At 69.1% G+C, this 25,406-nt stretch carries 30 protein-coding genes; 15 read left to right on the top strand and 15 right to left on the bottom strand.

What is annotated here, in order from left to right; translation table 11 throughout:
- The first annotated feature begins 93 nt into the window (after positions 1-93).
- Entirely contained in the window at positions 94-486 is a 393-nt protein-coding gene (locus ACTF4R_RS07535; protein WP_113274922.1) for an Hsp20/alpha crystallin family protein, read from the top strand.
- Here the strand turns inward: ACTF4R_RS07535 and ACTF4R_RS07530 are convergent.
- The 3 genes from ACTF4R_RS07530 to ACTF4R_RS07520 form a co-directional block, all read right to left on the bottom strand.
- Positions 473-1,354 carry an ATP-grasp domain-containing protein gene (locus tag ACTF4R_RS07530; RefSeq protein ID WP_440007244.1) on the bottom strand — a complete coding sequence of 294 codons (882 nt, stop codon included), beginning with the start codon at positions 1,352-1,354 and terminating at the stop codon, positions 473-475. The two genes, ACTF4R_RS07535 and ACTF4R_RS07530, sit on opposite strands and share 14 nt — an antisense overlap.
- A 157-nt stretch (positions 1,355-1,511) precedes the next feature.
- Positions 1,512-2,042 carry a 50S ribosomal protein L16 gene (locus ACTF4R_RS07525; RefSeq protein ID WP_113274920.1) on the bottom strand — a complete coding sequence of 177 codons (531 nt, stop codon included), beginning with the start codon at positions 2,040-2,042 and terminating at the stop codon, positions 1,512-1,514.
- Positions 2,043-2,279: 237 nt separating this feature from the next.
- Complete coding sequence (locus ACTF4R_RS07520) at positions 2,280-2,894, bottom strand: metal-dependent hydrolase (RefSeq protein WP_440007243.1); 615 nt, start codon at positions 2,892-2,894, stop codon at positions 2,280-2,282.
- A 178-nt stretch (positions 2,895-3,072) separates the two neighbouring features.
- Here ACTF4R_RS07520 and ACTF4R_RS07515 point away from each other — a divergent pair, with 178 nt between their 5' ends.
- From ACTF4R_RS07515 to ACTF4R_RS07500, 4 genes are all read left to right on the top strand, one after another.
- Positions 3,073-4,833 carry a 2-oxoacid:acceptor oxidoreductase subunit alpha gene (locus ACTF4R_RS07515; RefSeq protein ID WP_440007242.1) on the top strand — a complete coding sequence of 587 codons (1,761 nt, stop codon included), beginning with the start codon at positions 3,073-3,075 and terminating at the stop codon, positions 4,831-4,833.
- Positions 4,830-5,693, top strand: coding sequence for a 2-oxoacid:ferredoxin oxidoreductase subunit beta (locus ACTF4R_RS07510; protein WP_113274918.1), 864 nt, complete (start codon positions 4,830-4,832; stop codon positions 5,691-5,693). Before ACTF4R_RS07515 ends, ACTF4R_RS07510 begins: the two co-directional genes overlap by 4 nt.
- A 287-nt stretch (positions 5,694-5,980) precedes the next feature.
- Positions 5,981-6,178, top strand: a complete 198-nt coding sequence (locus tag ACTF4R_RS07505) for a hypothetical protein (protein ID WP_440007241.1) — start codon at positions 5,981-5,983, stop codon at positions 6,176-6,178.
- The gene (locus tag ACTF4R_RS07500; RefSeq protein ID WP_440007240.1) at positions 6,171-7,403 is read left to right on the top strand and encodes a digeranylgeranylglycerophospholipid reductase; all 1,233 of its coding nucleotides are present in this window, start codon (positions 6,171-6,173) and stop codon (positions 7,401-7,403) included. Before ACTF4R_RS07505 ends, ACTF4R_RS07500 begins: the two co-directional genes overlap by 8 nt.
- A 75-nt stretch (positions 7,404-7,478) precedes the next feature.
- Here ACTF4R_RS07500 and ACTF4R_RS07495 read toward each other — a convergent pair whose 3' ends face one another.
- The 4 genes from ACTF4R_RS07495 to ACTF4R_RS07480 form a co-directional block, all read right to left on the bottom strand.
- Entirely contained in the window at positions 7,479-7,712 is a 234-nt protein-coding gene (locus ACTF4R_RS07495) for a DUF6199 family natural product biosynthesis protein (protein ID WP_440007239.1), read from the bottom strand.
- Entirely contained in the window at positions 7,712-8,536 is an 825-nt protein-coding gene (locus ACTF4R_RS07490) for a M48 family metallopeptidase (protein WP_440007238.1), read from the bottom strand. The genes ACTF4R_RS07495 and ACTF4R_RS07490 overlap by 1 nt, the downstream gene beginning before the upstream one ends.
- 141 nt (positions 8,537-8,677) lie before the next feature.
- Positions 8,678-9,421 (bottom strand): 4-phosphopantoate--beta-alanine ligase, encoded by a 744-nt coding sequence (locus tag ACTF4R_RS07485; RefSeq protein ID WP_440007237.1) that lies wholly within the window; start codon positions 9,419-9,421, stop codon positions 8,678-8,680.
- Positions 9,422-9,474: 53 nt separating this feature from the next.
- Positions 9,475-10,305: a pantoate kinase gene (locus tag ACTF4R_RS07480; RefSeq protein WP_440007236.1), complete on the bottom strand. Its 831-nt coding sequence runs from the start codon at positions 10,303-10,305 to the stop codon at positions 9,475-9,477.
- Between the two features lie 205 nt (positions 10,306-10,510).
- Here ACTF4R_RS07480 and ACTF4R_RS07475 point away from each other — a divergent pair, with 205 nt between their 5' ends.
- The 5 genes from ACTF4R_RS07475 to ACTF4R_RS07455 all read left to right on the top strand — a co-directional run bounded on the left by ACTF4R_RS07475 (position 10,511) and on the right by ACTF4R_RS07455 (position 12,203).
- The gene (locus tag ACTF4R_RS07475) at positions 10,511-11,230 is read left to right on the top strand and encodes a DUF2103 domain-containing protein (protein WP_440007235.1); all 720 of its coding nucleotides are present in this window, start codon (positions 10,511-10,513) and stop codon (positions 11,228-11,230) included.
- Positions 11,231-11,318: 88 nt separating this feature from the next.
- Positions 11,319-11,480: a DUF8015 family protein gene (locus tag ACTF4R_RS07470; RefSeq protein ID WP_433626690.1), complete on the top strand. Its 162-nt coding sequence runs from the start codon at positions 11,319-11,321 to the stop codon at positions 11,478-11,480.
- Between the two features lie 48 nt (positions 11,481-11,528).
- Complete coding sequence (locus ACTF4R_RS07465; protein WP_113274909.1) at positions 11,529-11,807, top strand: 50S ribosomal protein L37ae; 279 nt, start codon at positions 11,529-11,531, stop codon at positions 11,805-11,807.
- Positions 11,804-11,938, top strand: coding sequence for a DNA-directed RNA polymerase subunit P (locus ACTF4R_RS07460; RefSeq protein ID WP_113274908.1), 135 nt, complete (start codon positions 11,804-11,806; stop codon positions 11,936-11,938). The genes ACTF4R_RS07465 and ACTF4R_RS07460 overlap by 4 nt, the downstream gene beginning before the upstream one ends.
- Position 11,939: 1 nt before the next feature.
- Positions 11,940-12,203, top strand: a complete 264-nt coding sequence (locus ACTF4R_RS07455; protein WP_433626687.1) for a KEOPS complex subunit Pcc1 — start codon at positions 11,940-11,942, stop codon at positions 12,201-12,203.
- Here ACTF4R_RS07455 and ACTF4R_RS07450 read toward each other — a convergent pair.
- The gene (locus tag ACTF4R_RS07450; RefSeq protein WP_440007234.1) at positions 12,197-12,589 is read right to left on the bottom strand and encodes a hypothetical protein; all 393 of its coding nucleotides are present in this window, start codon (positions 12,587-12,589) and stop codon (positions 12,197-12,199) included. The two genes, ACTF4R_RS07455 and ACTF4R_RS07450, sit on opposite strands and share 7 nt — an antisense overlap.
- A gap of 312 nt (positions 12,590-12,901) precedes the next feature.
- Here ACTF4R_RS07450 and ACTF4R_RS07445 point away from each other — a divergent pair, with 312 nt between their 5' ends.
- Both ACTF4R_RS07445 and ACTF4R_RS07440 read left to right on the top strand, forming a co-directional pair.
- Positions 12,902-13,303 (top strand): prefoldin subunit beta, encoded by a 402-nt coding sequence (locus tag ACTF4R_RS07445; protein WP_440007233.1) that lies wholly within the window; start codon positions 12,902-12,904, stop codon positions 13,301-13,303.
- A gap of 3 nt (positions 13,304-13,306) precedes the next feature.
- A complete protein-coding gene (locus tag ACTF4R_RS07440) occupies positions 13,307-13,552 on the top strand; it encodes a DUF3194 domain-containing protein (protein ID WP_433626678.1) in 246 nt (81 codons plus the stop codon).
- A gap of 115 nt (positions 13,553-13,667) precedes the next feature.
- Here the strand turns inward: ACTF4R_RS07440 and ACTF4R_RS07435 are convergent, their stop codons facing one another.
- Positions 13,668-15,050 (bottom strand): FAD-binding oxidoreductase, encoded by a 1,383-nt coding sequence (locus ACTF4R_RS07435; protein ID WP_440007232.1) that lies wholly within the window; start codon positions 15,048-15,050, stop codon positions 13,668-13,670.
- 53 nt (positions 15,051-15,103) lie between these two features.
- On the bottom strand, positions 15,104-17,008 hold the full coding sequence (locus tag ACTF4R_RS07430) for a DUF2070 family protein (protein WP_440007231.1): 1,905 nt from the start codon (positions 17,006-17,008) through the stop codon (positions 15,104-15,106).
- Between the two features lie 206 nt (positions 17,009-17,214).
- Here ACTF4R_RS07430 and ACTF4R_RS07425 point away from each other — a divergent pair, with 206 nt between their 5' ends.
- Positions 17,215-17,892: an HD domain-containing protein gene (locus ACTF4R_RS07425; RefSeq protein WP_440007230.1), complete on the top strand. Its 678-nt coding sequence runs from the start codon at positions 17,215-17,217 to the stop codon at positions 17,890-17,892.
- A gap of 10 nt (positions 17,893-17,902) precedes the next feature.
- Here the strand turns inward: ACTF4R_RS07425 and rio1 are convergent, their stop codons facing one another.
- The 4 genes from rio1 to ACTF4R_RS07405 all read right to left on the bottom strand — a co-directional run bounded on the left by rio1 (position 17,903) and on the right by ACTF4R_RS07405 (position 21,205).
- A complete protein-coding gene (gene rio1, locus ACTF4R_RS07420; RefSeq protein WP_440007229.1) occupies positions 17,903-18,766 on the bottom strand; it encodes a serine/threonine-protein kinase Rio1 in 864 nt (287 codons plus the stop codon).
- A 79-nt stretch (positions 18,767-18,845) separates the two neighbouring features.
- Positions 18,846-19,511 (bottom strand): nitroreductase family protein, encoded by a 666-nt coding sequence (locus tag ACTF4R_RS07415; protein WP_440007228.1) that lies wholly within the window; start codon positions 19,509-19,511, stop codon positions 18,846-18,848.
- A gap of 171 nt (positions 19,512-19,682) precedes the next feature.
- Entirely contained in the window at positions 19,683-19,967 is a 285-nt protein-coding gene (eif1A, locus tag ACTF4R_RS07410; protein WP_113274899.1) for a translation initiation factor eIF-1A, read from the bottom strand.
- A gap of 68 nt (positions 19,968-20,035) precedes the next feature.
- Complete coding sequence (locus tag ACTF4R_RS07405; protein ID WP_440007227.1) at positions 20,036-21,205, bottom strand: GNAT family N-acetyltransferase; 1,170 nt, start codon at positions 21,203-21,205, stop codon at positions 20,036-20,038.
- Positions 21,206-21,510: 305 nt separating this feature from the next.
- On the opposite strand from ACTF4R_RS07405, the gene ACTF4R_RS07400 reads away from it, so the two are divergent.
- Together ACTF4R_RS07400 and ACTF4R_RS07395 are read left to right on the top strand one after the other, a co-directional pair.
- Positions 21,511-23,073 carry a class I adenylate-forming enzyme family protein gene (locus ACTF4R_RS07400; RefSeq protein ID WP_440007226.1) on the top strand — a complete coding sequence of 521 codons (1,563 nt, stop codon included), beginning with the start codon at positions 21,511-21,513 and terminating at the stop codon, positions 23,071-23,073.
- Positions 23,074-23,140: 67 nt separating this feature from the next.
- On the top strand, positions 23,141-25,135 hold the full coding sequence (locus ACTF4R_RS07395; RefSeq protein WP_440007225.1) for a DUF460 domain-containing protein: 1,995 nt from the start codon (positions 23,141-23,143) through the stop codon (positions 25,133-25,135).
- 25 nt (positions 25,136-25,160) lie between these two features.
- Here ACTF4R_RS07395 and ACTF4R_RS07390 read toward each other — a convergent pair whose 3' ends face one another.
- Complete coding sequence (locus tag ACTF4R_RS07390; RefSeq protein WP_440007224.1) at positions 25,161-25,400, bottom strand: hypothetical protein; 240 nt, start codon at positions 25,398-25,400, stop codon at positions 25,161-25,163.
- Positions 25,401-25,406 lie beyond the last annotated feature (6 nt).

Below are 25,406 nucleotides of genomic sequence, written 5' to 3'. Positions count from 1 at the left end.
CCCAATATCTCTGATAGGTGGTTTCGCCTCGCCGAAGCGCGGCGTCCCGCTCCCGTCCAAAACCTTTTGCCCTTCAGTTACCTATCTTCTACCATGCGCAGAGACGACCGCGACGACCCGTTCGACGATCTCTTTCGCGAGATAGAACGTATGATGAACGATATGATGGGTGGGAACGTCGACATGCACGTCGACACCGACACGCCGACCGGGTTCGGCGCGGACACGCACGTCGACATGCACGAGGACGACGACACCGTGCGGGTCATCGCGGACCTCCCCGGCGTCGAGAAGGAGGACATCGACCTGAAGTGCGACGGCGAGTACCTCACCATCAGCGCCGCGAGCGACCACCGCGAGTACGACGAGCGCATCACGCTCCCGGCGCTGGTGGACGAACGCTCGGCGAACGCCACCTACAACAACGGCGTCCTCGAGGTCACCTTCGACAAGAGCGACGAGTCGGCGGACATCAGCGTCGAGTAGCGCTCCCGGCTACCCGCCGAATCAGTTCGGCGAGCGCGTCGTAGAACCCTTCTTCGTACTTGGTCTCCGCGTCGACGGTCGGCCGCGCGTTCGTCTCGTTGACGACGACCCGGTCCTCGGTCTCCAGCAGGTCGACGCCCAGGAACGGTACGTCCAGCGCCTCGGCCGTCCGTTCGGCGACGTCGCGCAGTTCCGGCCGGAGGTCGACGCCCCGCGCCGTCGCTCCGCGGTGGACGTTGTGTTTCCACTGCCCGGCCGCCAGCGCGTCCTCCGGCAGACGGCGCTCGACCGCGCCGGCGTACTCGCCGTCGACCACCATCGCGCGGTAGTCGGTCGCGCCCGGGAGATACTCCTGGACGAGGAAGGACTTGTCGCCGGTCGCCCGGTAGTCGTGGACGAGGTCGAGGTAGTCGGTGATGCCGAGAAACGAGTCGAGGTCGTCGACGCGCGCGACACCGACGCCCCGCGTCGTGGAGTTCGGTTTCACGACGACCGGGCCGTCGAACCGCTCGAAGGCGGCGCACAGTTCGTCTTCGTCGACCGGGTTCGAGACGAGGACGGTCTCCGGCACCGCCACTCCCTCGCGGCCGAGCGCCGCGACGACGCCGGCCTTGTTCCGCGACGTGAGCACCGCCTCGCGGTCGTTCACCCACGGCACGTCGAGCAGGGCGTCGACCGCGCCGCCCTCCATCGCTCGCGACGGGTAGACGAACCCCACGTCGAACTCGTCGGGGTCCCACGGCGGGTCGGCGAGGTCGACGGTCCGGGCCTCCGTCGGGACGTGGACGGCCCGGATACCTCGGTCCGCGAGCGGGTCCCGCACGCGTTCGAACGTCTCCTCTCGGTAGGCGACCGCGAGGTTCAGCATCAAACGGGGTTTCGCACTGAGGGACAAAGAACGAACCGGTGGTCGGGACGGCAACGGCCGAGCGTCGACCGGAGCCGGTCGAATCCGTTCGAGCGCGCCTCGACGGACGGGCCACCGGCTGGCGGCGAACGGTGACGCGAAGAATCGGCGACGGTAGTTACGCGACCAGTTTCTCTTCGCCGCGCTCGACCTTGATGCGGCACGGCGGAGAGATCTTGTTGTACGCGCGGCGGAACGCTTCCTTGACCTCGTCGGCGTCCTCAACCTCGCACCACGCGGTGAACAGGCGCTCGCCCGCTCCGATGCGCGCGGCGGTGCCGACGACCTTCCCGAACGACTGGCGCATTCCGTCGGAGACGCGGTCCGCACCCGCGCCGGTCGCCTGCTTGTTCTCCCGGATGACGTGGTGGGGGAACTTCCGCAGGATCATCTTGTAGTTCTCCTGTCCGAGCTCCTTGAGCAGGTGTCGGTTCGCCGACAGGCGCGAGGCCTCCATCGAACCGTGGCGGAGCTGACACTCCTCCTCGAGGACCAGCGAAATCTGGACGGGGTAGTCGTCCTCCTCGCTGTCCGTGTTGCCCATCTTGTGCTGTGCGATCTTCGAGCCGGGGATGCCCGTGATGTACTCGCGTCGCGTGTACGCGGGCTTGCTAATCTCCCGGTACATCGAGGCGGGTTTGTCCGACATGGTTACTACTGGGTTCTGAGGCCCAGAGTACGAATAAACCCTTCGAAGCGAGGCCAAGCGACGAGTGGCGCGGACCGCCTCGACGCGGGCGACCGCCGTCGACGACCGTCCGGGCGCGAGGCGGGACGACGACCGGCGAGACGCGAAACGGAGGACGACCGTGCGGAGCGACGGACGATGGGAAGTCTCCGAAACCGCGGTGGTAGCTCCGGCAGGGCGCGTCGGACCGGACGGCGGTCACCGCACGAAGTCAGAGACGAACCGGTCGGGGAGGTAGTCCAGCGCGGGGTCGGGGAGTCGGGGGACCAGCCACTCCGTGACGTAGACGAGGCGCTTTCGGACGAGGGCGTAGACGCCGGAGACGACGACGGCGGCGACGACCATCGTCTGGACGGGGCCGTCGTGGAGCGCGGCCGCGGGGGCCGCCAGCACGAGTGCGAGCGCGAGGTCCTCCGGCGCGCCGTCGTACCGGACCCATCGACGGGGGGCGACCCACCGTCCGCGGAAGTGGTCGTACACCGCGCGGTCCGACTCGCCGAGCCACGGCTTCAGTTCGAGACCGCCGCCGAGGGCGTCCGAGGCGGAGTGGAGCGCTGCCGCGAGCAGGAAGACCGCGACGCCGACGCTCCACGCGCCGGGCGTCAGCGCGGCGACGCCGACCGCGACGAGTGCGGCCGCCGAGTAGTACACCGGGAAGTGAAGCGTCTTCCGGTGACCGGCGTAGAGGTCGAGGTCGGGGAACGCACCGCCGGCGAGCCCCGCCAGTACCGCCACCGGGGCGAACTCCGGAGCCACGAACAGGGCCACGCTCCCCAATAGCATGCCGGCGAGGGCGTGCGTCGTCACCATCATTGTAACACTCGCTACGCAGCGTTCGTTAAAATCGCTGTCGGGTATAGACAATTGGTAACATAGTCCATTCTGTGCCGACTGCCCTCGCGTTCGGTCGGCGTTCGTTTGCAACGAACCGAGGGAGTGACCGTGCCCGGTTCAGAAGGCTTTTGATTTGTCACAGGCAAGGTTTTGCACGATGCCGAAAGACCTGAACTGGGCCATCGGCGGCGAAGCCGGCGATGGAATCGATTCGACCGGCAAAATCTTCGCGCAGGCTCTCTCGCGCGCGGGTCGACACGTCTTCACCTCCAAGGACTTCGCGTCCCGCATCCGTGGAGGATACACTGCGTACAAGATTCGGTCCGCCACGGACCGAGTCGACAGCGTCGTCGACCGACTGGACATCCTCGTGGCGCTCACCGAGCGCACCATCGACGAGAACATGGACGAGCTCCACGAGGGGAGCGTCATCATCTACGACGGTGAACGCACCGAGATGCAGGACCTCGAGGTCCCCGAAGGCATGATCGGCCTCTCGGTGCCGCTGAAGCGCCTCGCCGAGGAGGCCGGCGGCGCTATCATGCAGAACACCGTCGCGCTGGGCGCAGCCTGCGAGGTGTCGAACTTCCCCATCGAGAATCTGGACAGCGCACTCGACAAGAAGTTCGGCGCGAAAGGCGAGTCCATCGTCGAGAACAACAAGGAGGCCGCCCGCAAGGGCCAGGAGTACGTCCAGGAGGAGTACGACCACGACTTCGACTACGACGTCGAAACGACCGACAACGACTACGTCCTGCTGAACGGCGACCAGGCCATCGGCATGGGCGCCCTCGCCGCTGGCTGTCGGTTCTACTCGGGATATCCCATCACGCCCGCGACCGACGTGATGGAGTATCTCACGGGACGCATCGAGAACTACGGCGGCACCGTGATGCAGGCCGAGGACGAACTGTCCGCCATCAACATGGCGCTCGGGGCGGCCCGCTCTGGCGCGCGCGCGATGACGGCCACGTCCGGGCCGGGCATCGACCTGATGACCGAGACGTTCGGTCTCGTCGCGCAGAGCGAGACGCCGCTGGTCATCTGCGACGTGATGCGCTCCGGCCCCTCGACGGGGATGCCGACCAAGCAGGAGCAGGGCGACCTGAACATGACGCTGTACGGCGGTCACGGCGAGATACCGCGGTTCGTCGTCGCGCCGACCACCATCAGCGAGTGTTTCCACAAGACGGTCGAAGCGTTCAACCTCGCCGAGAAGTACCAGACGCCCGTCTTCCTGGTCTCGGACCTCGCGATGGCGGTCACCGAGCAGACGTTCTCGCCCGAGGAGTTCGACATGGACGAGGTCGAGATAGAGCGCGGCAAAATCGTCGACGAGGACGAGGTCGAGGCGTGGACCGACGAACAGGGTCGGTTCCAGCCGCACTTCCCGACCGCCGACGGCGTCAGTCCCCGGGCGCTCCCCGGCACGACCGACGGCGCGCACATGTCGACGGGCCTCGAACACAACGCGCTCGGTCGCCGGACCGAGGACACCGAGGTTCGCGTCGAGCAGGTCGACAAGCGCAACCGGAAGGTCGAGACCGCTCGCGAGAACGAGGACTGGGACTACCGCGAGTTCGGCGACGAGGACGCCGATAACCTCGTCATCTCGTGGGGGTCGAACGAGGGCGCGATGCGCGAGGCCCTCGACTTCCTCGAGGAGGACGGCGTCGACGTGCGGTTCATCTCGGTCCCGTACATCTTCCCGCGGCCGGACCTGAGCGACGAGATAGAGGCGGCGGACGAGGCCATCGTCGTCGAGTGTAACGAGAGCGGACAGTTCGCCGACCTGCTCGAACACGACGCCCTTACGCGTCTCAAGCGCGTGAACAAGTACACCGGCGTCCGGTTCAAGGCCGACGAACTGGCGAACGAAATCAAGCAGACGCTCCAGCAGGAGGAGGTTACGACATGAGCTCCGAGGTACGATTCACCGACTTCAAGTCGGACAAGCAGCCGACCTGGTGTCCCGGATGCGGTGACTTCGGGACGATGAACGGTATGATGAAAGCGCTCGCCCAGACGGGCAACGACCCGGACAACACGTTCGTGGTCGCGGGCATCGGATGTTCCGGCAAGATCGGGACGTTCATGCACTCCTACGCGCTCCACGGCGTCCACGGTCGGGCGCTGCCGGTGGGCACGGGCGTCAAACTCGCCAACCCCGACCTCGAAGTGATGGTCGCGGGCGGCGACGGCGACGGGTACTCCATCGGTGCGGGCCACTTCGTCCACGCCGTCCGCCGGAACGTGGACATGAGCTACATCGTCATGGACAACCGCATCTACGGGCTGACCAAGGGGCAGGCCTCGCCGACCTCGCGCGAGGACTTCGAGACGAGCACGACCCCCGAAGGTCCCAAACAGCCGCCGGTCAACCCGCTCGCGCTCGCGCTGTCGGCCGGCGGCACGTTCATCGCCCAGTCGTTCTCGACGGACGCCCAGCGTCACGCCGAGATCGTCCAGAAGGCCATCGAGCACGACGGCTTCGGCTTCGTGAACGTGTTCTCGCCGTGCGTCACCTTCAACGACGTCGACACCTACGACTACTGGCGCGACGCCATCGTCGACCTCGAAGACGAGGACCACGACCCGAGCGACTACGAGGCGGCGAAGGACAAGATTCTCGCCGCCGACAAGGAGTACCAGGGCGTCATCTACCAGGACGAGGACAGCGTCCCCTACTCGGAACTCCACGGTATCGAGGGCAACATGGCCGACATCCCGGACGGCGCGCCCGAGGACGCGACGGACCTCGTCCGCGAGTTCTACTGACCCCTCGTCGTAGCCGGTTTTCGCTTCGCATTCTTCGCTCACCAGCCGCCGAGCGCCGGGAGCGTGCCGACCGCGCCGCCACGTCGAACTGCGCTCCGGTTCGACCCTGCGGGACGGCGACCATCTGACGGCCTTCCGATACGTTTCGGGCGACGTTCGTCGTCGAACCGCGATGCGGCGGTCGGCCGCTACGGGCCGGGTTTTTCGACCAACGCATCCCGACTAAATCCTACGCTCGGAGCGTTTGCGTCTGTTTTTTATGATATGGCCGGTAACACCGTGTAGAGATGACTGCGGAAACACGCGACATCGTCGCCGGGGGCGAGGGAACTGCCGAACCGTTCGAGGCGGCGACGGTCGGCAGCGCGGACGACGTCGCCGCACGGATGACGCCAGGGGAGACGCTCGACCGGGACCGCCCGGTCGAGGAAGACGTATCGACGTTCAGCCGCACCGACGACGCCGGGGCGACGCGCGATGACTGACCGCTTCGACGTCGTCGTCGCCGGTGCCGGCCCGGCCGGCGCCCAGTGCGCGCGAGACCTGGCCCAGCGGGGCTACGACGTCGTCGTCCTCGAAGCCGAGTCCGAGGACGAGTTCCCGCGCCAGAGCAACAAGTCGACGGCCGGGACCTTCCCGTCGATGATGGGGTCGTTCGGGATTCCCGACGACGTGGTGATGAACTACACCGACGACGTCGTCCTCGAATCGCCGAACGAACACTTCACCCGGAGTCAACCGGGTGCCGTTCTGGAGTTCGCCGACTTCAAGCGCTACCTGGTGCGGGACGGCCGCGAGGAGGGTGCGGAGTACTGGTTCGACGCTCGCGTCTCCAACCCCGTCACGGAGGACGGCGAGATAGTCGGCGTGCAGTACGGCGGTCAGCAGGAGGTGTACGCCGACGTCGTCGTCGACGCCACCGGACCGGCCGCACCGCTCGCGAAGAAGCTCGGCGTGACCGACCTCCAGCGCGAGAACCAGGCCATCGGCGTCGAGTACGAACTGGAGGGCATCGACATCGACGCCGACGGGTACGCCGACCTCACCGACGCGATGATGCTCCGACTCGACCACGAGCTCGCGCCGGGTGGGTACTCGTGGATATTCCACACCGGCGACGACACCGCGAAGGTCGGCCTCTGTTACATCCAGAACGAGGCACACCGCGACTACGCCAGGGACGGGATGGGAATCGACGACTACCTCCAGCACTGGCTTGACACCGACCCCCGGTTCGAGAACGCGGAGCGCATCGCGGGCAAGCAACACCGCGGGTCCGCCCACGTCCAGATGCCGAGCGGGTTCAGCACCGACAACTTCATGGCAATCGGTGACACCGTCCCGACCATCGACCCGCTCTGGGGCGAGGGCATCCACACCTGCATGAAGTCGGGGCGAGCGGCGGCGGTGACCGCCGACCGGTGCTTCATGTCCAGCGACCGCGACACGTCGGCCGAGTCGCTGTCCATCTACGACGACCTCTGGCACGAGCGCGTCGCGCCGCAGATGCGAAAGCGACTGCTGATGACCCAGTTGCTGTATCTCGCGCCGAACGAACGGTACGACACGCTGATGCGCGACCTCGACCGGCTTCCGGACGGCGCGCTGAGCGACGCCAACTCCGGGAGCGTACGGCCGCTTCTGAAGCTTCTGCATCTCCAGGACGTCCCGCTGCTGGCGCGGTTCGCCAGGGAACGCCTCGGGAAGTAACGTCGGGAACCGGGGCCCGCCGGCGGGCGAACGCGTCCACGGGCCGCTGGGACTCCGTCGGTCGCCGTGACCGCGCTACGCGAGGACGCTCGCCGCGAAGTAGAGACCGAACGCCAGCGAAATCACGCCCAGCAACTGGACCAGTCGTCGCCAGCGCTCCGACACCGGCGACGCGGTCCCGTACTCCCCTCGACCGTCGTGAGGGCGTCGGCCGGCGGTCTGTGCGCGAACGACGGCCTCGGGGTACGCGACGAGGACGAGACCGAGGCCGACGCCGAGGACGCCGGCGAGGAGGGTACGGAGGTCCATCAGTTGCGGAGGCGTTCGATGCGCTTCTCGACCGGCGGGTGAGACGCGAACAGGCGGGCGAGACCGCTCCCCTCGCCGAAGATGCACAGCGCGTTCACCTGCGCGTCCACCTCGCTCTCGCGGGCGCGCTGGCTGCCGCTGCTTATCTTCTCCAGCGCGCTCGCCAGCGGTTCGCCGCCGCCTATCTCGTCGGCGGCGTCGCTGTCGGCGACGTACTCGCGGTAGCGCGAGATGGCGAACACGAACACCATCACGAGCATCTGGGTCACCTGGCCGACGACCATGGCGAGGAAGAAGTCCGCGAGGTCGTTGTCGCCGGTCAGCAGCACGGCCCACTGGGCGACGATGGCGACGATGGAGGCGACGCCCTGTCCGAGCACCATCATCACCACGTCCCGATTGCGGACGTGGGCGAGTTCGTGTGCGAGGACGCCCTCCAGTTCGTCCGGGTCGAGCAACCGGAGCAGTTCCTCGCTCACGACGACGGTGCCGGCACCCTTGCGGCCGACGGCGAAGGCGTTCGGGACGCCCATCCGGGCGACCATCAGTCGCGGCTTGTCGATGCCCATGTCGTCGGCCAGCGACTCGACGCGGCGGTGAACGTCGGAGTACCGGTCCTCCGGCAACTCCTCGGCACCGACGCTGCGGAGCGCGGCCCACTTGCCGACCTTGTACTGGACGCCGACGAAGGCGACGCTACCGAGCAGTACGAGCGGGAGGGGCCAGCCGAACACGCCCATCACGACGACGGCGGCGACGGCGTAGAACGCGAACAGTACCGACCCCGTAATCGCCATGCGAGCTTTCAGACCGAAGTGGCGCATATCTGATTGTTTCGGCTCGCGACGGAAATAATCGGTGGTCACGCGTCGCTGCTGGAGAGTACTGTCGGCTGTCCGCCGTCGTGGACGTTCGCCGAGTCGTTTCCGAGAATCTACACGATACGGTACAGCCGACGCCGGACGCTACTCGTCGCCGCCGGTGCGAATCGCCCGTTCCGCGGCGGCCAGCGCCTCCTCGGCGTCGAACTCGGCGACGATGCGCTCCAGTTCGTCGTCCGACGCGCCCGCGAGGTCCCGGGCGTGCTCGGTCATCCGCGGTATCGCGCGCACGACGTTGTCGATGACGGGAATCGCCGCCGCCCGGGGCGACCGCGACATGGGGTTGAGGTCGACGACGATCTCGGTCTTCCCCATCTCGGCGAGCGCGGCGGCCCGGTCGCCGTCCTCCAGCGGGACGAGCACCACGTCGGCGTCGCCGATGCCGTCCGCGTCCACCTTCGCGCGCTCGTGGTCGAGGCCCGGAATCCGGGCGTCCGCCGCGAGGCCCTTCACCTCGTCCGCGCCGTGGTCGCGGAGGTGGTCGGCGATGGCGTCCATGCGCTCGTCGGTCCGGTTGAACAGGTTGACCTCGACGTCGGCACCCGTGGCCTCGGCGAGTTCGACCATCTCTCCCGGTACGAGCGCCGCGACGTTGCCGTTGACCGAGAGGACGGCGTGGTCGGCCAGCAGCAACTGGGCGGCCGCCGCCCGCTCGGCGTCGTCGGCGCTCGGCAGGGTGCGTTCGCCGAGCAGGTAGTCGAACGCCTCGCCCCGGCCCTCCGCGATGAGACCCTGTTTGCTCGTGATGCCCTTCTCGACGCCGTCCTCGATGCGGTGGCGCGTCCGCAGCGACGCGGCGCGAGGGTGGTCGTCCGGAATCTCGGTCATGCGCGTTGCTCGGTGGCGTGGCGTCTAAAATTGGGTCGGTTCGGGACGGCGGGCTAGTCGACGAGCGTCGCGCCGCAGTGGTCGACGTCGCTGACCGCGGCGTCGTAGCCCGCGTCCGTCAGCCCCGTGTCGAGCGCGAACACCGTCTCGCCGAGCATCGCCATCGACGCCTGGCCACCCTCCGCCTCCACGTCCTCGATGACCGCCCGCACTTCGTCGCTGAGGAGGCCGGCGCGCTCGGCGAACTCGCGGGAGAGGCGCGCGAACGACGCCAGCGTCGGTTCGTTGACGAGTTCGACGAGCGCGTCCACGCCGGCCTCGGAGAGGCGAGCGGTGTTGCCCGAGAGTACCTCGGCGGTCGACCGGTCGCCCAGCGAGAGGTACTCCACGCGCCGCCGGGCCGACACGCCGTCGAGACGGTTGTACTCCGGCGCGCCCGGTTCGAGCCGAACGGGCACGCCGCCCCGGGCCTGCGCAACCACGTCGCCGAGTCCCGTGCCGGCCTCTATCTCCGCCACGTGGGCGACGGTGACGAGTTCGTTCTCCGAGCGCCCGCAGTCGAACGCCTCGTTGGCCGCGAGCGCGGTTCCGAGCGCGACCGCTCCGGAGACGCCGAAGCCGGCACCGACCGGGAGGTCGGTCGTCGCCGCGACGCGCGCCGTCACGTCCAGTTCGTCCAGCACGCGCCGACCGGCCTCGACGGACTGCCCGCCGTCGAGTTCGACGCGCGCCTCCGACGCCGGTTCGACGGTCACCGTCACGCCCTCCGACAGCGTCAGTCCCGCTCCGCGAGAGCCGGCCCGCGCTGGGTCGTCTGCCTCGTGACTGCTGAAGAAGCCGGTGACGTGTCCTGGCACGAACGCCCGGCCTTCCTCGTCGCTCATACTCCCCGCTTTCCGGCGACAGTGTATAACGCTTACAGTTCGCGGTCGCTGGCGGGGAGACGAGTCGGGGTGCGAGCGACCTCGTCGTCCTGCGCGACCACGACGGACGGCGCGTCCGGACGACGCCGAGGCGAGGACGACCGCCGCGGAGGACCGCGTCGGCACGAACGGACGAACTTATCCGCCGGCGCGACGACGTTCCGACATGGACTGTCGGCGGTGTGGCACGGACGTCGAACGCCCGGGCGACTACTGCCTGGCCTGCGACACCGCCAACTGCGACGCCGTCGTCGCGGTGTTCGACGACGACCGGGCGACGCTGACGATGCTGGACGACGACGAGGTGGTCGGCGAGACGACCGTGACGACCGTCCCGGAGTCCGGCGAGGAGACCGGCACCGTCCAGTTGCGCAACTTCGCCGGCCGCGTGGCCGACGAGATACGGCGCAAGCGCCCCGAGACGGTGTACGCGGCCGGCGCTCGCGCGCCGCTCCGGGAGACGCGCGCGCAGTTGCACCACCAGTTCTACCGCGTCGGCGACGACGGCGCCGTGGAGGAGGTGTTGTCGCGCCGCGGCGACCGCGCGCTGGAGGTGGTCGAGACCAACCCGCTGGAGAAACTCGGGGGGTCACACTCGACGTTAATCGGCGACCGCGACGGGATGTCGGCGGTGCAGGCCGCCGCCCAGCATCCCCACGTCAAGAAGATCATCCCCGGTCCGATCAGCGCGGGCGGGTCGAGTTCGCCCTCCGGCCTCCGGGCGAAGGCCACCCGCGCCGACGAGAACGGCAACGTCCGCATGCTGCTGCGGGACGGCTCCAGCGTCCAGGAGAACCGCGTCGTCACCACCGCGATGGACCGCGAGCGCGGCGAGCGCGTCCGCGAGGACCTGAACGAGGCGCTCGCCGAAGCCGGGTTCCAGTGACCGCCGAACCGCCCGACGACGCCGACGTCCCCTGCACCTGAAGCCCCAACCTTCTTGGGCGGCGCTGTAATTAGATATAATTACACCCATGGTCACCCACTACGACGCCGCCCTGGCAGCGATTCCCGCCCTCTCCGGGGGTGGTTTCGTCGCCGGACAGTTCACACAGCTACCGCTGGCGATAGCGGGACTCGTGGCGTCGCTTCTGGTCATCGGCTACGAGCTCGTGAACGCGCCGACCGACGAGTGACGTGAACTCAAAGGGTTTATCTGTCCTCTGGAGCAATTCTTCGGTACTATGGCCCAGAACAGGAAGAGCCGAACCGGCAGCGCCGGACGGTTCGGGGCGCGATACGGTCGCGTCGCGCGCAAGCGCGTCGCCGAGATAGAGTCGGACATGCACGACGACCACACCTGTCCGGACTGCGGTAACGATACCGTCGACCGGCAGGGGACCGGCATCTGGCAGTGCGGCAAGTGCGGCTACAAGTACGCCGGCGGCACGTACCGCCCGGAGACGCCCGCCGGTCGGACCGTCAAACGCTCCATCCGCGCCGCCCTCGCCGAGGAAGAATGAGCTACAAGTGTTCCCGTTGCAAGCGCGACGTGGAACTGGACGAGTACGGGGGAGTTCGCTGTCCGTACTGCGGTCACCGCGTCCTGCTGAAAGAGCGCAGTCGCGACATCAAGGAAGTCAACGTCCGGTAGCGTGCACGACGCCGTCCTCGAGTTCGATTACGACGCCGACGCTCACGCGACCACTGTTCTCCGCAGCGTCGAGCGCGAAATCGGTGAGATAGACGGCGACCGTTCGCGGACCACCATCTCGCGAGACGACGCCACCGTCGTCGTCCGCGTCGAGGCCGACGACCTGGTCGCTCTCCGCGCCGCGCTGAACACCTGGCAGACGCTGGTCGGCGTCGCCGAGGAGTGCATCGAACTCGGCGACGCGGCGCGCCGCGCCGGCTACTGACCCGCCTCCGACAGGGCGACCCACCCGCAGACCAGCGCGCCAACCCCGTCGACCGCCGCTATCAGCGCCGCCGTCGCGGAGAACGACTCCGACCACGCGCCCCCGACCGCGCGGACGTGGTCGGGATTGGGGACGGCGAAGTGGAAGAAGAGACCGAACGCCAGCGACGCCGCCAGCGACAGCGCGACCACGGCCGCGCCCGCCGCGTCGTCACCCCGACGGGCGAACGCGAACCCGACCACCGGAGCGAGCACGACCACCAGCGCGACGAACGCCCACTGGCCGGGCGAGAGGGCGACCGGCACCGCGGCGTGGACCGCGCCGTGAGCGAGGTTGGCGAGGAGGTGAACGGCGACGACGCCCGCGAGCGTCACGCGCCGCGGCATGCGTACCCGTCGCCGTCGTCGGCCAGCGTTCCGTTCGCGCGCCGCGTCTCGACCACCATGTGCGGGCGTTGACACCGGTCGAACGTACCGCTTCTGCCGCAGTGCTCCGGCCGGTTCTTAAGGGACGGAGCGTCGAGCGCGAAGCGCCCGGCCGCGGCCATCGACACGGGGAGAGCGAATCTCCGCGGCCCCGTCGGAGCGTCGCCGCGAGACGTCCGCCGCCGGTCGATTCTCCCGTCGCCGGTCGCCCACTGGACCACCGGCCACGACTAAAAGCGGGGCTTTTTCTGTCCGGGCCACGAGATTGGAGGTATGCAGGGTAATCTTCCGCCGGAAGCCCAGGAGAAGCTCGAAGAACTGCAGGATCTGCAGGACACCGCACAGCAGGTCGCCGTCCAGAAGAACCAGGCCGAGACCCAGCTGAACGAGGCCCAGACCGCGCTGGACGAACTCGACGACATCGACGAGGACACGACGATGTACCGCGAGGTCGGCGAACTGTTCGTCAAGACCGACTACGACGAGGCCCAGGAGAACCTCGACGAGAAGGTCGACAGCCTGGAGATTCGCGTCGAGACGCTGGAGAAGCAGGAAGAGCGCGTCCAGGAGCAGTTCGAGTCGCTCCAGAGCGAGCTCCAGAACATGCTCGGCGGCGCTGGCGGTCCGGGCGGCGCTGGCGGCCCGGGCGGTCCGGGCGGCGCTGGCGGCGCGTAAGCGATGGTCGACGACGAGACAGTCGTCCAGACAGCAGCCGAAGCAGCCGAAGGCGTCATATTTTCGCGCTACAGGCAGTCGGACGTCACCGACTTCGACGTGACGGTCACCTTCGAGGACGGCGTCCTCGACGTGGACGTGTACGTCAACGCGCCGGAGGCCGACGCGGACGAGGCGACGGTCGCCGACGACGCTGCGCTGGCGGCCCGCGCCGCGGTGGACGACCTCTTCGCGGACGAAGAGGCGTAATCTCCACCGCGCGTCGGGCGGTCGGCGCGGACCGTCGCGCGAGTCCACGTTCTCACGCACGTCACCGTTCGCCAGCCGCGGGTTCGTCGAGGAGACGGCGGACCCGGAGTCCGACCTACGTCTCCGCGCCGGCGCGGCCGAACAGGTCCTCCGGGTCGTACTCGTCGGCGACCGCCCGCAGGCGCTCGGCGTTCTCGCCGTAGGCGACCTGCTCCGAGTCCTCGCCGAACCCGGGGAAGTTGACGTACAGGCCGCTGGCGGCGGAGCGGTCGCGCATCGCGGCGACGCTGTCGCGCACCCACTCCACGGCGGCCGCCGTCTTCCGCGGGTCGTCCCAGTTCGCCTCGAAGTTGAGGAGGTACGGCGCGTCGCGGTCGGTGTACGCCGTCTCGGTCTCGCCGACGTCCGCTATCGCGCCGCCGAGGTGCCAGAGGTCGACCGTCGACAGCAGGGCGGGACAGGCTTCGGCCGTCTCGACGATACCGGCGATGGCGTCGTCGTCCAGGTCGCGCAGGTACAGCGACTTCCAGTAGTAGAACCGGCCGTGCGGATAGTCCTCGTCGAGCATCGACTGGAGTTCGAGGTACGGCATCGTCCCGCTGAAGTCCGCGATGGGGTCCGCGAACTCCCGGAGCGGTCGGAGCACCTCCGTTCCCTCCTCGGGGTCGTCCGCGTAACAGCCGAAGAAGACGACCGCCGGGTCGCCCCACGACGACTCGGGCAACTCCTCCATCTCGGGCACCCAGGCGTAGAACGGGAGGACGCTCACCGCTCGCGGCGTGTCGGCGGCGAACTCCCGGAAGAACGCCAGGGCCTCCTCGGCCCGCTCGCCGCGGTGCCAGACGAAGCAGGTGGCCACCTCGGGACCGACCGGGTGGCAGTCGAACTCGAAGCTCGTGACGACGCCGAGTTCGGCGCCGCCGCCGCGGAGCGCCCAGAACAGGTCCTCGTTCTCGTCGGCGCTCGCCCGGACGAACGCGCCATCGGCGGTCACCACGTCCGCCGAGACGAGGTTGTCACAGCTCAGGCCGTGCTTCCGGCGGAGATGACCCATCCCGCCGCCGAGGGTCAGCCCCGCGACGCCCGTGTCGGAGACGACGCCGCCGGGCACCGCGAGGCCGAACGCCTGCGTCTCGCGGTCGACGTCCCCCCACGTCGCCCCCGCACCGACCTGGACGCGCCGGTCGTCGGGGTCCACGCGCACCCAGTCCATCGGCGACAGGTCGACGACGAGGCCGCCGTCGACCGTCGCGGCGCCGGCGACACCGTGTCCGCCGCCCCGGACCGCAATCGGCAGGTCGTGCTCGCGCGCGAACGCGACCGCCCGCCGCACGTCCGCGACGCCCGCACAGCGCGCGACCATCGCCGGCCAGCGGTTGACCATCCCGTTCCACACGCGACGCGCCTGGTCGTAGGCGTCGTCGTCGGGCGTGACGAGGTCGCCCGCGAGGTCGGTCGCCAGTCCCGCCACTACCGGTTCGGAGAGTGCTGATTCCATTTCCCCCACCGAGGCGGGTTACGCCGGGCGCGACGATAATCGTTCTCCCGGACCTATCCGGAGTGGGCGAGGAGGAAGACGAGGACGCTGATGGCGGTGACGGCGAGGATGACCGCGCCGGCGAGCGCGCCGCCCATGGCCATGACGGCGTTGGCGTGGCTGGCCAGCGTCTCGGTGCGGTCGTTGCCGAACACCGTCACCTCGGCGCGCTCGCTCTCCATGCCGGCTTCGACCGGTTCGAGGTCGGCTTCGGCCTCGTCGACGAGGCGCTCGACGAGCGCGACGAGGTCGTCCTGGTCGATGGCCTCGCCGACCTGGTTCGACGCCTCCACCTGGTTGACGACGTGGGTGTCGGTCGTCATCACCTCGACCGCGTCCACGTCGACGCTCGCCCGGAGCGCGTCCACGATGCGCTCGCGGAGGCCGGGTTCCATGTTGTTCCCGTCCACGAGCACGTAGACGGTCCGCTGGTCGGCCACGTCCAGCACGGCCACGCGAACGCCGAGCGGTCCGATGCCGTCGAGCGGTTCCCACTCGGTCGCGTCCCACGCGACGCCGAGTTCCAGCGTGCCCGACGCGGCGTCGTCGAGTCGCGTGGCGGCCTCACCTGCGGCCTGTAGCATGTCGAACGAGCGCTCGCTACCGGGATAGACGTGGCCGAGGTCCTCGCCCTCGAGGCCGTCGTTGCAGTTGTGCGCGTCGACGAGCATCACGTCGTCGAGGCCGTTCGAGCGCGCCTCCGCGGCCGCCGAGAGGCCGACTGCGTACTCCACGTCGTCGGCGCACTTCGGCGAGTAGGTGGCGACGAGCAGGGCGTCGTCGCCGAACGCCTGGCCGAGCATCTTCGCGTCGCCGGACTGGGTGCGGACGCTCGCCGTCGCCGTGTCGGTGTACTCGATTCGGTCGTGGGCCGCGGCGGCGGTGTCGAGGATGGTGTCCACCTCGCGCTCGGTGACGAGGTTGAAGTCGTGGCCCGCGGTGGCGTGCGGGACGAAGGCGAGTCCCTCGGCCTCGGTCGCCACGCGGTGGGGCAAGTTGCCGCCGCCGATCTCGCCCATCGGCCCGGGGTGAATCATCGGCAGGACGAACCGTGCCTTCTCGGTCCCGTCCGGGCGGCGAAAGGAGAGGTCCGTCACCGGGACGACGGCCTGCTCGCCGATCTGTTCGAAGAAGTCCTCCAGTTCCCGGGTTCCCTCGGCGACGTGGCCGATGAACCCGCGGAGGAAGTCGAGGACGCTGACGCCGAGGCTCCGCCGCCACGGCCGGTCGAGGACGACGAGGAAGGCGTACACACCGAGCGCGTAGAGGCCGCTGACGACCGCGAGCACGAGGAAGTCCCGCGGGCGGACGACCGACGAGATTTCCGGGGGTGCGTGGTCGGGCCGGGAGAGCACGTCCTGGACGAGCGGACGCGAGAGCGCGTTCTGGACGAGCGGACCGCCGATTTCGAGCAGGCGAATCGTCTCGCTGTAGACGAAGAAGAGCACGGCGGCCGTCCCGGTCTGGATGCCCGCCGGTATCGTCGAGACGAGGAACGACGTCCGGGAGACGGCCATGACGACCAGCAGGCGCAGTGCGAACACGGACGAGAGGCCGACGATGAGCGCGTCGAAGACGAACTGCTGGCCGAGAGGGGTGAGCGCGGAAATCATCCCCGCGACGCTGAGCACGGCGACCACGACCACCTCGCAGGTGAGCGCGAGCAGCGACGCCCGGTTGTAGGTCAACTGCCCACCGAGGCGGCGGTCGACGGGCGTCGTGAGGACGCTCGCCACGACGGTCGGCACGCCGATGAAGAAGACCCCCTCCCACGCGTCCTGGAGGACGTAGTTCGAGTCGAACGCCCCGACGCCGGTGACGGCGGCGATGAGCAGCGCGAACGTGACGCTGGCGTACCACCGCGGCGCACTGAAGATGTACCGCGAGAGGCTCGCCAGGTCACTCTGGGTCGCTGTCATTGTCGAAAGGGGACGCCCAGAGGAGTTAAAATATGCTACTCGCGGACGGAGACCGTTCCGTCTCGTCGGACCGTCTGGCGATTTCGCGCGCGACCGCCGAACCGGTCGTCGCTCGCTACGTCGCGGTCGTTCGCGGGGTCCCGGCGGCGCCGAAACGTGACCGAAATCCGAACGTTTTTCGAGGCGAGACGAGTCGCTGGACCACGATGACGGACGAGCGGACGACGGGAGCGGAGACGGAACGGGAGTGGACCGCCGCGCAGGTCCGCGAGCGCGCCGAGTCGTACTTCGGCGACGTCGCGCCGGCCCACGACTGGCACCACGTCCGGCGCGTCGCGCGCCTGGCGGAGACGCTGGCCGGGAAGACCGACCGCGAGGTCGACGAGCGCGTCCTCCTCGCGGCGGCGTGGCTCCACGACGTGGGTCGCGCGAGGGAGGACCGCGGCGAGATTGCGGACCACGCCGAGTGGGGTGCGCGGGAAGCCGAGCGCGTCCTCGCGGACCTCGGGGCCGACCCCGACGCCGTCTCGGCGGCGAAACACTGCGTCCGGGCGCACCGCTACTCGAACGACGTGGAACCGGAGACGCCGGAGGCCGAACTGCTCTGTGACGCCGACAACCTCGACGCGCTCGGCGCGGTCGGAATCGCGCGCTGTTTCTGCTACGGCGGCGAACGCGGCGAACCGCTACACGACCCCGACCTTCCCGTGGAGACGGACGACACCGAGGCGGGCGCGACCCAGCTAAACCACGTGCAGAAGAAGGTGCTGTCGCTGCACGAGCGGATGTACACGGACGCGGGCCGCGAGATGGCCGAGGACCGCCGGGCGTACGTCGCGGAGTTCGTCGAACGGTTCGAGCGCGAGGTCGCGGGCGACGCCTGAGGCCGCGGGGTCAGATGTTCGGGTCGGCGTGCTCGCGCACCCAGGCTTCGAGTTCGTCGCCGGTCACGTCCATGCCCTGGCGCTGGAAGAACGCGGCGACGTTGGCGCAGTCGCGCGTGAGGAAGTCGCCGCTGTTGGGGTGGTGGAGCGTCACCGCCTGTCCGAGGTCGATGATGCAGAGTTCGCCGTCGTGGACGATGATGTTGTACTCGCTCAGGTCGCCGTGGACGAGGCCGGCGTCGTAGAGGCGACGCATGTACTCGCGGACGACCCCGTAGGCCGTCTCGGGGTTCTCCAGGTGGGCGTCGTCCAGGGTCGGCGCGCGCTCGCCGTCGTCGCCGAGAAACTCCATGACGAGCACGTTGCGCTGGACGGCGATGGGTTCGGGGACGCGGACGCCCGCCCTCGCCGCGCGCTTGAGGTTGGCGAACTCCTTGCGGACCCACGCGAGCACGACGCGCTTCTTGTTGCCCGACAGCTCTTCGAACCGTGGGTCGCCGACGAGGTACTCGCGCATGTCCTGGAAGTCGCTGGCGTTGATGCGGTATATCTTCACCGCGACCTCCTCGCGTTCGTCGTCGGCGAGCGCGTTGTAGACGGTCGCTTCCTTGCCGGAGGAGATGGGGCCGCCGAACGCCCGGACGTAGCCGTCCTGGACGAGCTTGTAGAGGGCGGCGAGCGTGGCGTCGTCGAAGACCGACTGCTCGACTTTGAACTGCTCGGTGTCCTTGATGCGCTCGCGGAACTCGGAGAACTCGCGGTCGCGCTGCCGGGCGATGCGGTCGGCCTCCGTGTCGGTGACGTCTATCTCCTCCCACTCGTCGCCGGGGGCGTCCGCGTTCTCCTGGTCGAGCAGGCCGTACTCCTCACTCATCTAGCACGGGCTATGCGAGGGAGCCGTAAAAGGATGGTCCGTCGCCGCGAATGGCGTCGTCTCGTTCGGCGACGCGCGGTCAGCGTGATTCGCGGTGGAGGATCTCCTCGACGCCGCGGCGCGGCAGTCGCTCCGGTTCCTCGCCGCCGCTCGGTCCGACGGAGAGCAGGACGACCGGAATCTCGTCGTCGGGAAGGCCGAGGAACTCCGCGATGCCCTCCTGGTCGAAGCCGATCATGGGCGTCGCCTTCAGTCCCCGGGCGTGGGCGGACAGCAGGAGGTTCTGGGCGGCGAGGCTGGCGTTGCGGATGGCGTAGTCGCGGCCCATCCGCTCGTCCTCGTACATCTCGACCGACTGCGCCTTCGTCTGCTCGGCGGCCGCCTCGTCCATCCGGCCGGCTTCCTCCCACTCGTCGAAGACGCGGTCGGCGGTCTTCGCCTCGGTGTGACCGACGACGAGGATGGCGGTGCCAGCCTCCCGGACGTGCTCCTGGCCGTACGCGAGGTCGACGACCTCGTCGAGGCGGTCGTCGTCCTGCACGACGACGAACTCCCACGGCTGGAGGTTGTACGACGACGGCGCGAGCGCGGCGTCGCGAATCAGCGATTCCAGCGTCTCGTCGTCCAGTTCGGCGTCGGGGTCGAAGTCGTGTCCCGAACGACGCGTCCGCAGCGCCTCGATGGCGTCGGGGAACTCGGCGTCGTGCGCCACGTCGGACTCGCCGGTGGGTATCTGCTGAGACATCGTGTCCGAACGAAGGTGTCGGAGGGATAACGGGGACTCGGAAACGGCCGAACTCTCCGATTGGGGTCTGCTAACCGCCCGCTAATATCGGATAGTCGAGAGAAGCGTCGTGAAGGTTCGGGGCGAGGAGACCCGCTCCCGGACGAACGGTGACGGAGCGACGAAACGGCGTTACTGGATGTGGCCCTCTTCGCGAAGCTGGTCGGCTTCCTGCTTGTCGTAGCGCCACTTGATGTCGGCCTTCTCGTCCTGCCAGTCCCACGGCTCCACGAGCACCACGTCGTCCTCGCGAATCCAGATGCGCTTCTGCATCTTGCCGGGAATCCGGGCGGTACGTTCCTGACCGTCGGCACAGCGCACTTTGACGCGGTTCGCGCCGAGCATGTTCGTTACAGTTGCAAACACCTCGTCGTCCTCCGGCATGCGAAGGTTCTTGCGTCCGCTGTTGTCGCTCATGGTTCACGATTGTGCAGGCACACCTTTAAATCCGCTGTCCCGCCCGCGCATCGAGGGTGCTCCGCTCGCTACCCGACTTCGAGTTCGCAGAAGGAGAGGTTCCAGCCGTCGGGGTCCGAGAGCCGGTGGCCGTTCACGACCCAGTCGTCGACGTCGCGGTCGGTCAGCGGACGCGCGCTGAACCAGTAGGTCGCGGCGAGCCGCGAGAGCGGGAACCGGTCGGTCGCGACGAAGCCGTGCGAGGCGAGCACGGACCGCGGGAGCGTCGTGCCGGCGGCGGCGACGAGGTCCACGTCCGCGCGGTCCGCGAGGACGCGCCCGAGCAGGGCCGACAGGCGCTCGTCCCGGCGGTCGTCGCCGACCGGCGGTAGCGCGTCGGAGACGTGGACGACGTCGGCCGGGACGTCGCGCTGTTCGCCGACGACGAGGGCGGCGACGGGCGCGCCGTTTCGCCGCAGGACGTACGTCGAGTAGTCGTACCGCGGATTCCGGAACCGCCAGCTGAAGAACGGTTCGTCCCGGACGGCGGTCACGTCGGGAGCCGTCCGACGCGACGCGACCGACGCGAGCAGCGCCGGCGGCGCGCCGGAGTGGCGCTCCACGCGACCCTCGGTCGTCGCGCCGGCGAAGTGGTCGCGGGCCGCGAGGTAGCGCCGGACGCCCGGCCGGAGCGCGCCGGCGGCCCGCCCCGCGACGCGTCCCAGCGGTGTCGACCCGTCTGCGTCGACCAGCGCGGTCGGGTCCTGGATCCGGTAGTACTCGGTGAACGGTGCGACGACGCCCTCGTCGAGCGAGAGTTCGTCGGCGAGCTTCTCCAGCCCGCGTTTCACCGCCTCGTTCGGGAACCCGACGACGACCGAGGGGTCCCGGGAGCGGTAGTGGTCGTAGACGTCGGCCGCCAGCCGGGTGAACAGCCCCTGCCGGCGGTGGTCGGGGTGGACCATCGGGTCGACCTGCACGAGCGCCAGTTCCCGCTGGCCGGCGACCGAGAGCGGGACCGGCAGGCTCGGTCGCGCGCCGACGATACGTCCCTCGCGTTCGGCGACCCAGATCGGGACCGACGGGAGGTAGGGGTTGTCGGCGAACTTCCAGTCGAACCACGCCTCCCCGCCCCGGGCGTCTCCGAACACCGTCTCGTACAGCGAGAGCACGCCCTCGCGGTCGTCGGGGTCGTACTGGCGAATCGTGTACGCGTCGTCCGCCGTCCGGGAGCGCTCCCGGGTCGTTCGGTCAGCCATCGTCGCGAGTTCGCCGACGCACCGATTAAAGCGGCGCGACCGTTCGGTGAGTCACGGACGGCGCAACCCGGTTAACGTCGGTCAACGACCGCCAACCCCGGCGTTGGGGTCCTCCTGCGACGCGATACGCTCGCCGTGGACCCGCGACGGCGAGCGCTCAGGTCCACGTTACGCTTCGAAGGGCGGTCCTGACCCTTCGAGTCGGGCGATAGCGGTCGACTGCCGACCGGGAGCCCCCGTTACGGGCGTTCTACGACCGTGAACTGTTACCGCGCTTTTTTCGCGCGCACGTCGGCGTGGCGGGTATGGAATCCACCGCGTTCTCGGCGAGGGCCCGGTCGGGCAACGTCGGGCGGTTGTACGACGAGACGGCCGGAACCCATCCCGGGCGGCTCGCGCTGGAGATGGACGGCGTCGCGTACTCGCACGCGGAACTGCGCGACCGCTCGGCGGGGTTCGCCGGCGGGCTTCGCGACCTCGGCCTGCGACCGGGCGACCGCGTCGGGATACTGCTGCCGAACAGTCCGGAGTTCGTCGTCGCCGCGCTCGGCGCGGTCAAGGCCGGGACGCCGTTCACGCCGCTGAACCCGCAGTTCAGTCCGCGGGAGGTCGCCTACCGCGTCGGGGACGCCGACGCCGCCGCGCTGGTCGTCCACGAGTCGCTGCTCGGGACGGCCGAGACCGCCATCGACGCCGTCGAGACCGACCCCGCGGTCGTCGTCCGCGGGAGCGCCGACGGGGCGACGCCGTTCGACGACGCGGTGCGCTTCGCGGACGTGGACGGCGACCCCACGGTCGTCGACCGGACAGACGACGACGTCGCCATGCAGCCGTACACCAGCGGCACGACCGGCGAACCGAAGGGCGTCCTGCTCACCCACCGGAACCTGCGAGCGCAGTCGTTCGTCGGGTTCGAGCGCACGGCGCTCGACGCCGAGGAGGAGCGGTTCCTCTCCGTGCTCCCGCTGTCGCACATCGCGGGCTTCGTCAACCGGACGTGGCAGCCGCTGGTCCGCGGGGCCTCGGTGTACCTCCAGGACCCGGAGGAGTGGGACCCCGGAGCCGCCATGGCGACCATCGAGTCCGAGTCCGTCACGAAGTTCGGCGCCGTCGCCGCGATGTACGTCGACATCATCAACCACGACGAGTTCGGCGAGTACGACCTGTCGAGCCTGCAGGAGGTGATGGAGGGCGGTACGGACATGCCGGGCGCGGTCCAGGAGCGCTTCGAGGCGGAGGCCGGGGTCGACCTGTTCGAGGCGTACGGCCTCACCGAGACCGGCGGCGGCACCCACGCCGGCATCAACGCGACGTTCGGCCCGCGCCCGGGGACCATCGGCCAGCCGTTCCGGGCGACCGATTGCAAGGTCGTCGACGAGGACGGCGAGGAGGTGCCGCCGGGCGAGTCCGGCGAACTGCTCGTCCGCGGTCCGCACGTCATGGCGGGCTACCACGAGCGCCCCGAGGAGACCGCGGCCGCGTTCACCGACGACGGCTACTTCCGGACCGGCGACGTGGTCCGCCGGGACGAGGACAACTACTACGAGGTGCTCGGCCGCAAGTCCGACGTCATCCTCACCGCCGGGTACAACGTCTATCCGCGGGAGGTCGAGGAGGTGCTGCACGACCATCCGGCCGTCGAGGACGCCAGCGTCGTCGGCGTCCCGGACGAGCGACGGGGCGAGACGGTGAAAGCGTTCGTCGTCACGGCCGACGGCGCGGACCCCGACGCGGCCGAGATACGGGACCACTGTCTGGAGAACGCGGCCCCCTACAAGCACCCCCGCGAAGTCGAGTTCGTTCGGCGGCTCCCCCGGACGACGAGCGGGAAGGTCAGGCGGTTCGAACTGGTGAGCCAGGACGACTAGCAGCGGTCGACTCCGGCGACCCGACCCCCGCGCCGGATTTATATTTCGGAGGACCGTACTCCGATACGTGAGCGAGCGAACGAGTGCGCTGGACGCGCTGGTGTTCGGCGTCGACGTACAGAGCGGGGACGTGCGGGGTGACGCTCCTTCCTACGCGCTCGTCGTCTACGACGGGGAACGACTCGACCGCGACGTGGTCTCCTACCGGAAGCTCCGGCGGCTCATCGGGGACGAGCAGCCGGCGCTCGTGGCCACGGACAACATGTACGAGCTGGCGTCGGACAAGGACGCCCTCGTCCACTTCCTCCGCGAGCTACCGGACGGCACGCGGCTCGTGCAGGTGACCGGCGACGAGCGTCCGGAACCGCTCTCGCGGGTCGCCTCGCGGCACGGCGTCCCCTACGGCAAGGACCCGATGGAGGAGGCCGAGGCGGCGGCGCGGCTGGCCGCGATGAACGTCGGCCAGGAGGTGTCGGCGTTCACCGACACGACCGAGGTGAAGGTCGCCCGCGGACGCTCGACTGGCAAGGGCGGCTGGAGCGAGGACCGCTACACGCGCCGCATACACGGCTCCGTCAAGGAGACGACGCGGGACGTCGAGTCCGAACTCGACGGCGCCGGCCTCGACTACGAGCGCGACGTGACCGAGAAGTACGGCGGCTTCGCCAACGCGGTGTTCGAAGTCGAGGCGCGCCCGGAGGACATCCCCGTCTCCGCCCGGCGTAACGGCGACGTCCGGGTCGAGATAGAGCGCCTGCGACGCGACGGCATCGAGTTCGAACCGCTCGTCAAGCGCCGCGACCACGTCGTCGTCGGCATCGACCCCGGGACGACGACGGCGGTGGCGCTCGCGGACCTCGACGGTGCGCTGCTCGACGTGTTGAGCACGCGGACGGCCGACACCGCCGAGGTCATCGAGTGGATAATCGAGCGGGGGCGACCCGTCGTCGTCGCGGCGGACGTGACGCCGATGCCGGAGACGGTCGAGAAGATACGGCGGAGCTTCGACGCCGCCGGATGGACGCCCGGGAAGGACCTCCCGGTCGACGAGAAGCAGCACCGGACGCGCGAGCAGAGCTACGACAACGACCACGAGCGCGACGCGATGGCGGCCGCGCTGTTCGCCTTCGACGACCGCGAGGACCAGTTCGACCGCATCACCGAGAAGGTGCCCGCGGGCGTCTCCCGCGGCGAGGTCATCGCGCGCGTGGTCGCCGGCGAGGAGAGCGTCGAGACGGTCCTGACCGACCTGACCGAGGACGACGGCGACGAGGAGGAGGAGACGACCGAGCACACGGTCCGCGAACTCTCCGAGGAGGAGAAACGCATCAAGCAACTGGAGTCGCAGGTCGAACGACTCAAGTCGCACGTCTCGGACCTCGAGGCGACGGTCTCCGAGAAGGACGACCGCATCGCCGAACTGGAGGACGAACTCACGGAGGCGCGCCGCGAAGAACGCCGGGACGCCCGCGAACGCCGTCAGGTGTCGCGACTCGAACGCGAGACCGACCGCCTGGAGCGCGAACTCGACGAGCGCGACGAGCGCATCGAGGAACTGGAGGACAAGTTCGCCCGGCTCAAACAGCTCTGGAAGCTCGACCACTCGAACTTCAGCGACGTCGCCGCCGAGAAGAAGGACCTCGTTCCCGTCAAGCCGGTCCGGAAGTTCACGAAGGACGCCATCCGGGAGGCCCACGAGAACTACGGGCTGGCGGAGGACGACGTGGTCTACCTGCGGGACGCCAGCGGCGCGGGGCGCTCGACCGCCGAACGACTCGCGGAGGTGAACCCCCGCGTCGTGCTGAAGGAGGGCGGCATCTCCGACGTGGCCGACGACGTCCTCTTCGACCACGGGATTCCGGTCGGGCCGGCCGACGACGTGACGATGCAGGAGGTCGACGAACTCGCCGTCGCCCGCGAGAGCGAGGTGGAAGCGGTCGTCGACGACTGGCACGACCGCGCCGAACAGCGCCGGATAGAGCAGAAGTCCGAACAGCTCGACCGCCTCATCAGCGAGCACCGCGCCGACCGCCAGTACGACCGCGGCAGTTCGAGCACCTGACCGGGAACGCGCCGAGAGCGGAGAGCTACGTCGTGATGCTCCGCACGAGCGTCAGCGTCGTCCCGGCGGCCCAGACGACCACCCCGACGATGGCGACCCCGAGGCCGCCGTACACCAGCCCGTATCCGGGTTCCGTCGCGCAGGTCGCCACGTCGCTCGCCGACTCGACGGTCGCACAGCCACCCGACGGGACCGTCGCCGCCGCGCCGACGAACAGCAACAGGCCGACCACCACCAGCCAGAGGCCGGCGCGCGTCGCGTTCATGTCCCC

Origin of the sequence: Halomicrococcus pelagicus, from assembly GCF_051917725.1 — an archaeon.
Taxonomy (GTDB): Archaea; Halobacteriota; Halobacteria; order Halobacteriales; family Haladaptataceae; genus Halomicrococcus.
Note: the sequence above shows the minus strand (reverse complement) of the source record. Positions and strands in the feature narration are given on the sequence as shown.

Bases quoted from the DNA above. Each gene is read 5' to 3' on its own strand.
- ACTF4R_RS07535 (WP_113274922.1), top strand. From the start codon at position 94: ATGCGCAGAGACGACCGCGACGACCCGTTCGACGATCTCTTTCGCGAG.
- ACTF4R_RS07530 (WP_440007244.1), bottom strand. From the start codon at position 1,354: ATGCTGAACCTCGCGGTCGCCTACCGAGAGGAGACGTTCGAACGCGTG.
- ACTF4R_RS07525 (WP_113274920.1), bottom strand. From the start codon at position 2,042: ATGTCGGACAAACCCGCCTCGATGTACCGGGAGATTAGCAAGCCCGCG.
- ACTF4R_RS07520 (WP_440007243.1), bottom strand. From the start codon at position 2,894: ATGATGGTGACGACGCACGCCCTCGCCGGCATGCTATTGGGGAGCGTG.
- ACTF4R_RS07515 (WP_440007242.1), top strand. From the start codon at position 3,073: ATGCCGAAAGACCTGAACTGGGCCATCGGCGGCGAAGCCGGCGATGGA.
- ACTF4R_RS07510 (WP_113274918.1), top strand. From the start codon at position 4,830: ATGAGCTCCGAGGTACGATTCACCGACTTCAAGTCGGACAAGCAGCCG.
- ACTF4R_RS07505 (WP_440007241.1), top strand. From the start codon at position 5,981: ATGACTGCGGAAACACGCGACATCGTCGCCGGGGGCGAGGGAACTGCC.
- ACTF4R_RS07500 (WP_440007240.1), top strand. From the start codon at position 6,171: ATGACTGACCGCTTCGACGTCGTCGTCGCCGGTGCCGGCCCGGCCGGC.
- ACTF4R_RS07495 (WP_440007239.1), bottom strand. From the start codon at position 7,712: ATGGACCTCCGTACCCTCCTCGCCGGCGTCCTCGGCGTCGGCCTCGGT.
- ACTF4R_RS07490 (WP_440007238.1), bottom strand. From the start codon at position 8,536: ATGCGCCACTTCGGTCTGAAAGCTCGCATGGCGATTACGGGGTCGGTA.
- ACTF4R_RS07485 (WP_440007237.1), bottom strand. From the start codon at position 9,421: ATGACCGAGATTCCGGACGACCACCCTCGCGCCGCGTCGCTGCGGACG.
- ACTF4R_RS07480 (WP_440007236.1), bottom strand. From the start codon at position 10,305: ATGAGCGACGAGGAAGGCCGGGCGTTCGTGCCAGGACACGTCACCGGC.
- ACTF4R_RS07475 (WP_440007235.1), top strand. From the start codon at position 10,511: ATGGACTGTCGGCGGTGTGGCACGGACGTCGAACGCCCGGGCGACTAC.
- ACTF4R_RS07470 (WP_433626690.1), top strand. From the start codon at position 11,319: ATGGTCACCCACTACGACGCCGCCCTGGCAGCGATTCCCGCCCTCTCC.
- ACTF4R_RS07465 (WP_113274909.1), top strand. From the start codon at position 11,529: ATGGCCCAGAACAGGAAGAGCCGAACCGGCAGCGCCGGACGGTTCGGG.
- ACTF4R_RS07460 (WP_113274908.1), top strand. From the start codon at position 11,804: ATGAGCTACAAGTGTTCCCGTTGCAAGCGCGACGTGGAACTGGACGAG.
- ACTF4R_RS07450 (WP_440007234.1), bottom strand. From the start codon at position 12,589: ATGCCGCGGCGCGTGACGCTCGCGGGCGTCGTCGCCGTTCACCTCCTC.
- ACTF4R_RS07445 (WP_440007233.1), top strand. From the start codon at position 12,902: ATGCAGGGTAATCTTCCGCCGGAAGCCCAGGAGAAGCTCGAAGAACTG.
- ACTF4R_RS07440 (WP_433626678.1), top strand. From the start codon at position 13,307: ATGGTCGACGACGAGACAGTCGTCCAGACAGCAGCCGAAGCAGCCGAA.
- ACTF4R_RS07435 (WP_440007232.1), bottom strand. From the start codon at position 15,050: ATGGAATCAGCACTCTCCGAACCGGTAGTGGCGGGACTGGCGACCGAC.
- ACTF4R_RS07430 (WP_440007231.1), bottom strand. From the start codon at position 17,008: ATGACAGCGACCCAGAGTGACCTGGCGAGCCTCTCGCGGTACATCTTC.
- ACTF4R_RS07425 (WP_440007230.1), top strand. From the start codon at position 17,215: ATGACGGACGAGCGGACGACGGGAGCGGAGACGGAACGGGAGTGGACC.
- rio1 (WP_440007229.1), bottom strand. From the start codon at position 18,766: ATGAGTGAGGAGTACGGCCTGCTCGACCAGGAGAACGCGGACGCCCCC.
- ACTF4R_RS07415 (WP_440007228.1), bottom strand. From the start codon at position 19,511: ATGTCTCAGCAGATACCCACCGGCGAGTCCGACGTGGCGCACGACGCC.
- eif1A (WP_113274899.1), bottom strand. From the start codon at position 19,967: ATGAGCGACAACAGCGGACGCAAGAACCTTCGCATGCCGGAGGACGAC.
- ACTF4R_RS07405 (WP_440007227.1), bottom strand. From the start codon at position 21,205: ATGGCTGACCGAACGACCCGGGAGCGCTCCCGGACGGCGGACGACGCG.
- ACTF4R_RS07400 (WP_440007226.1), top strand. From the start codon at position 21,511: ATGGAATCCACCGCGTTCTCGGCGAGGGCCCGGTCGGGCAACGTCGGG.
- ACTF4R_RS07390 (WP_440007224.1), bottom strand. From the start codon at position 25,400: ATGAACGCGACGCGCGCCGGCCTCTGGCTGGTGGTGGTCGGCCTGTTG.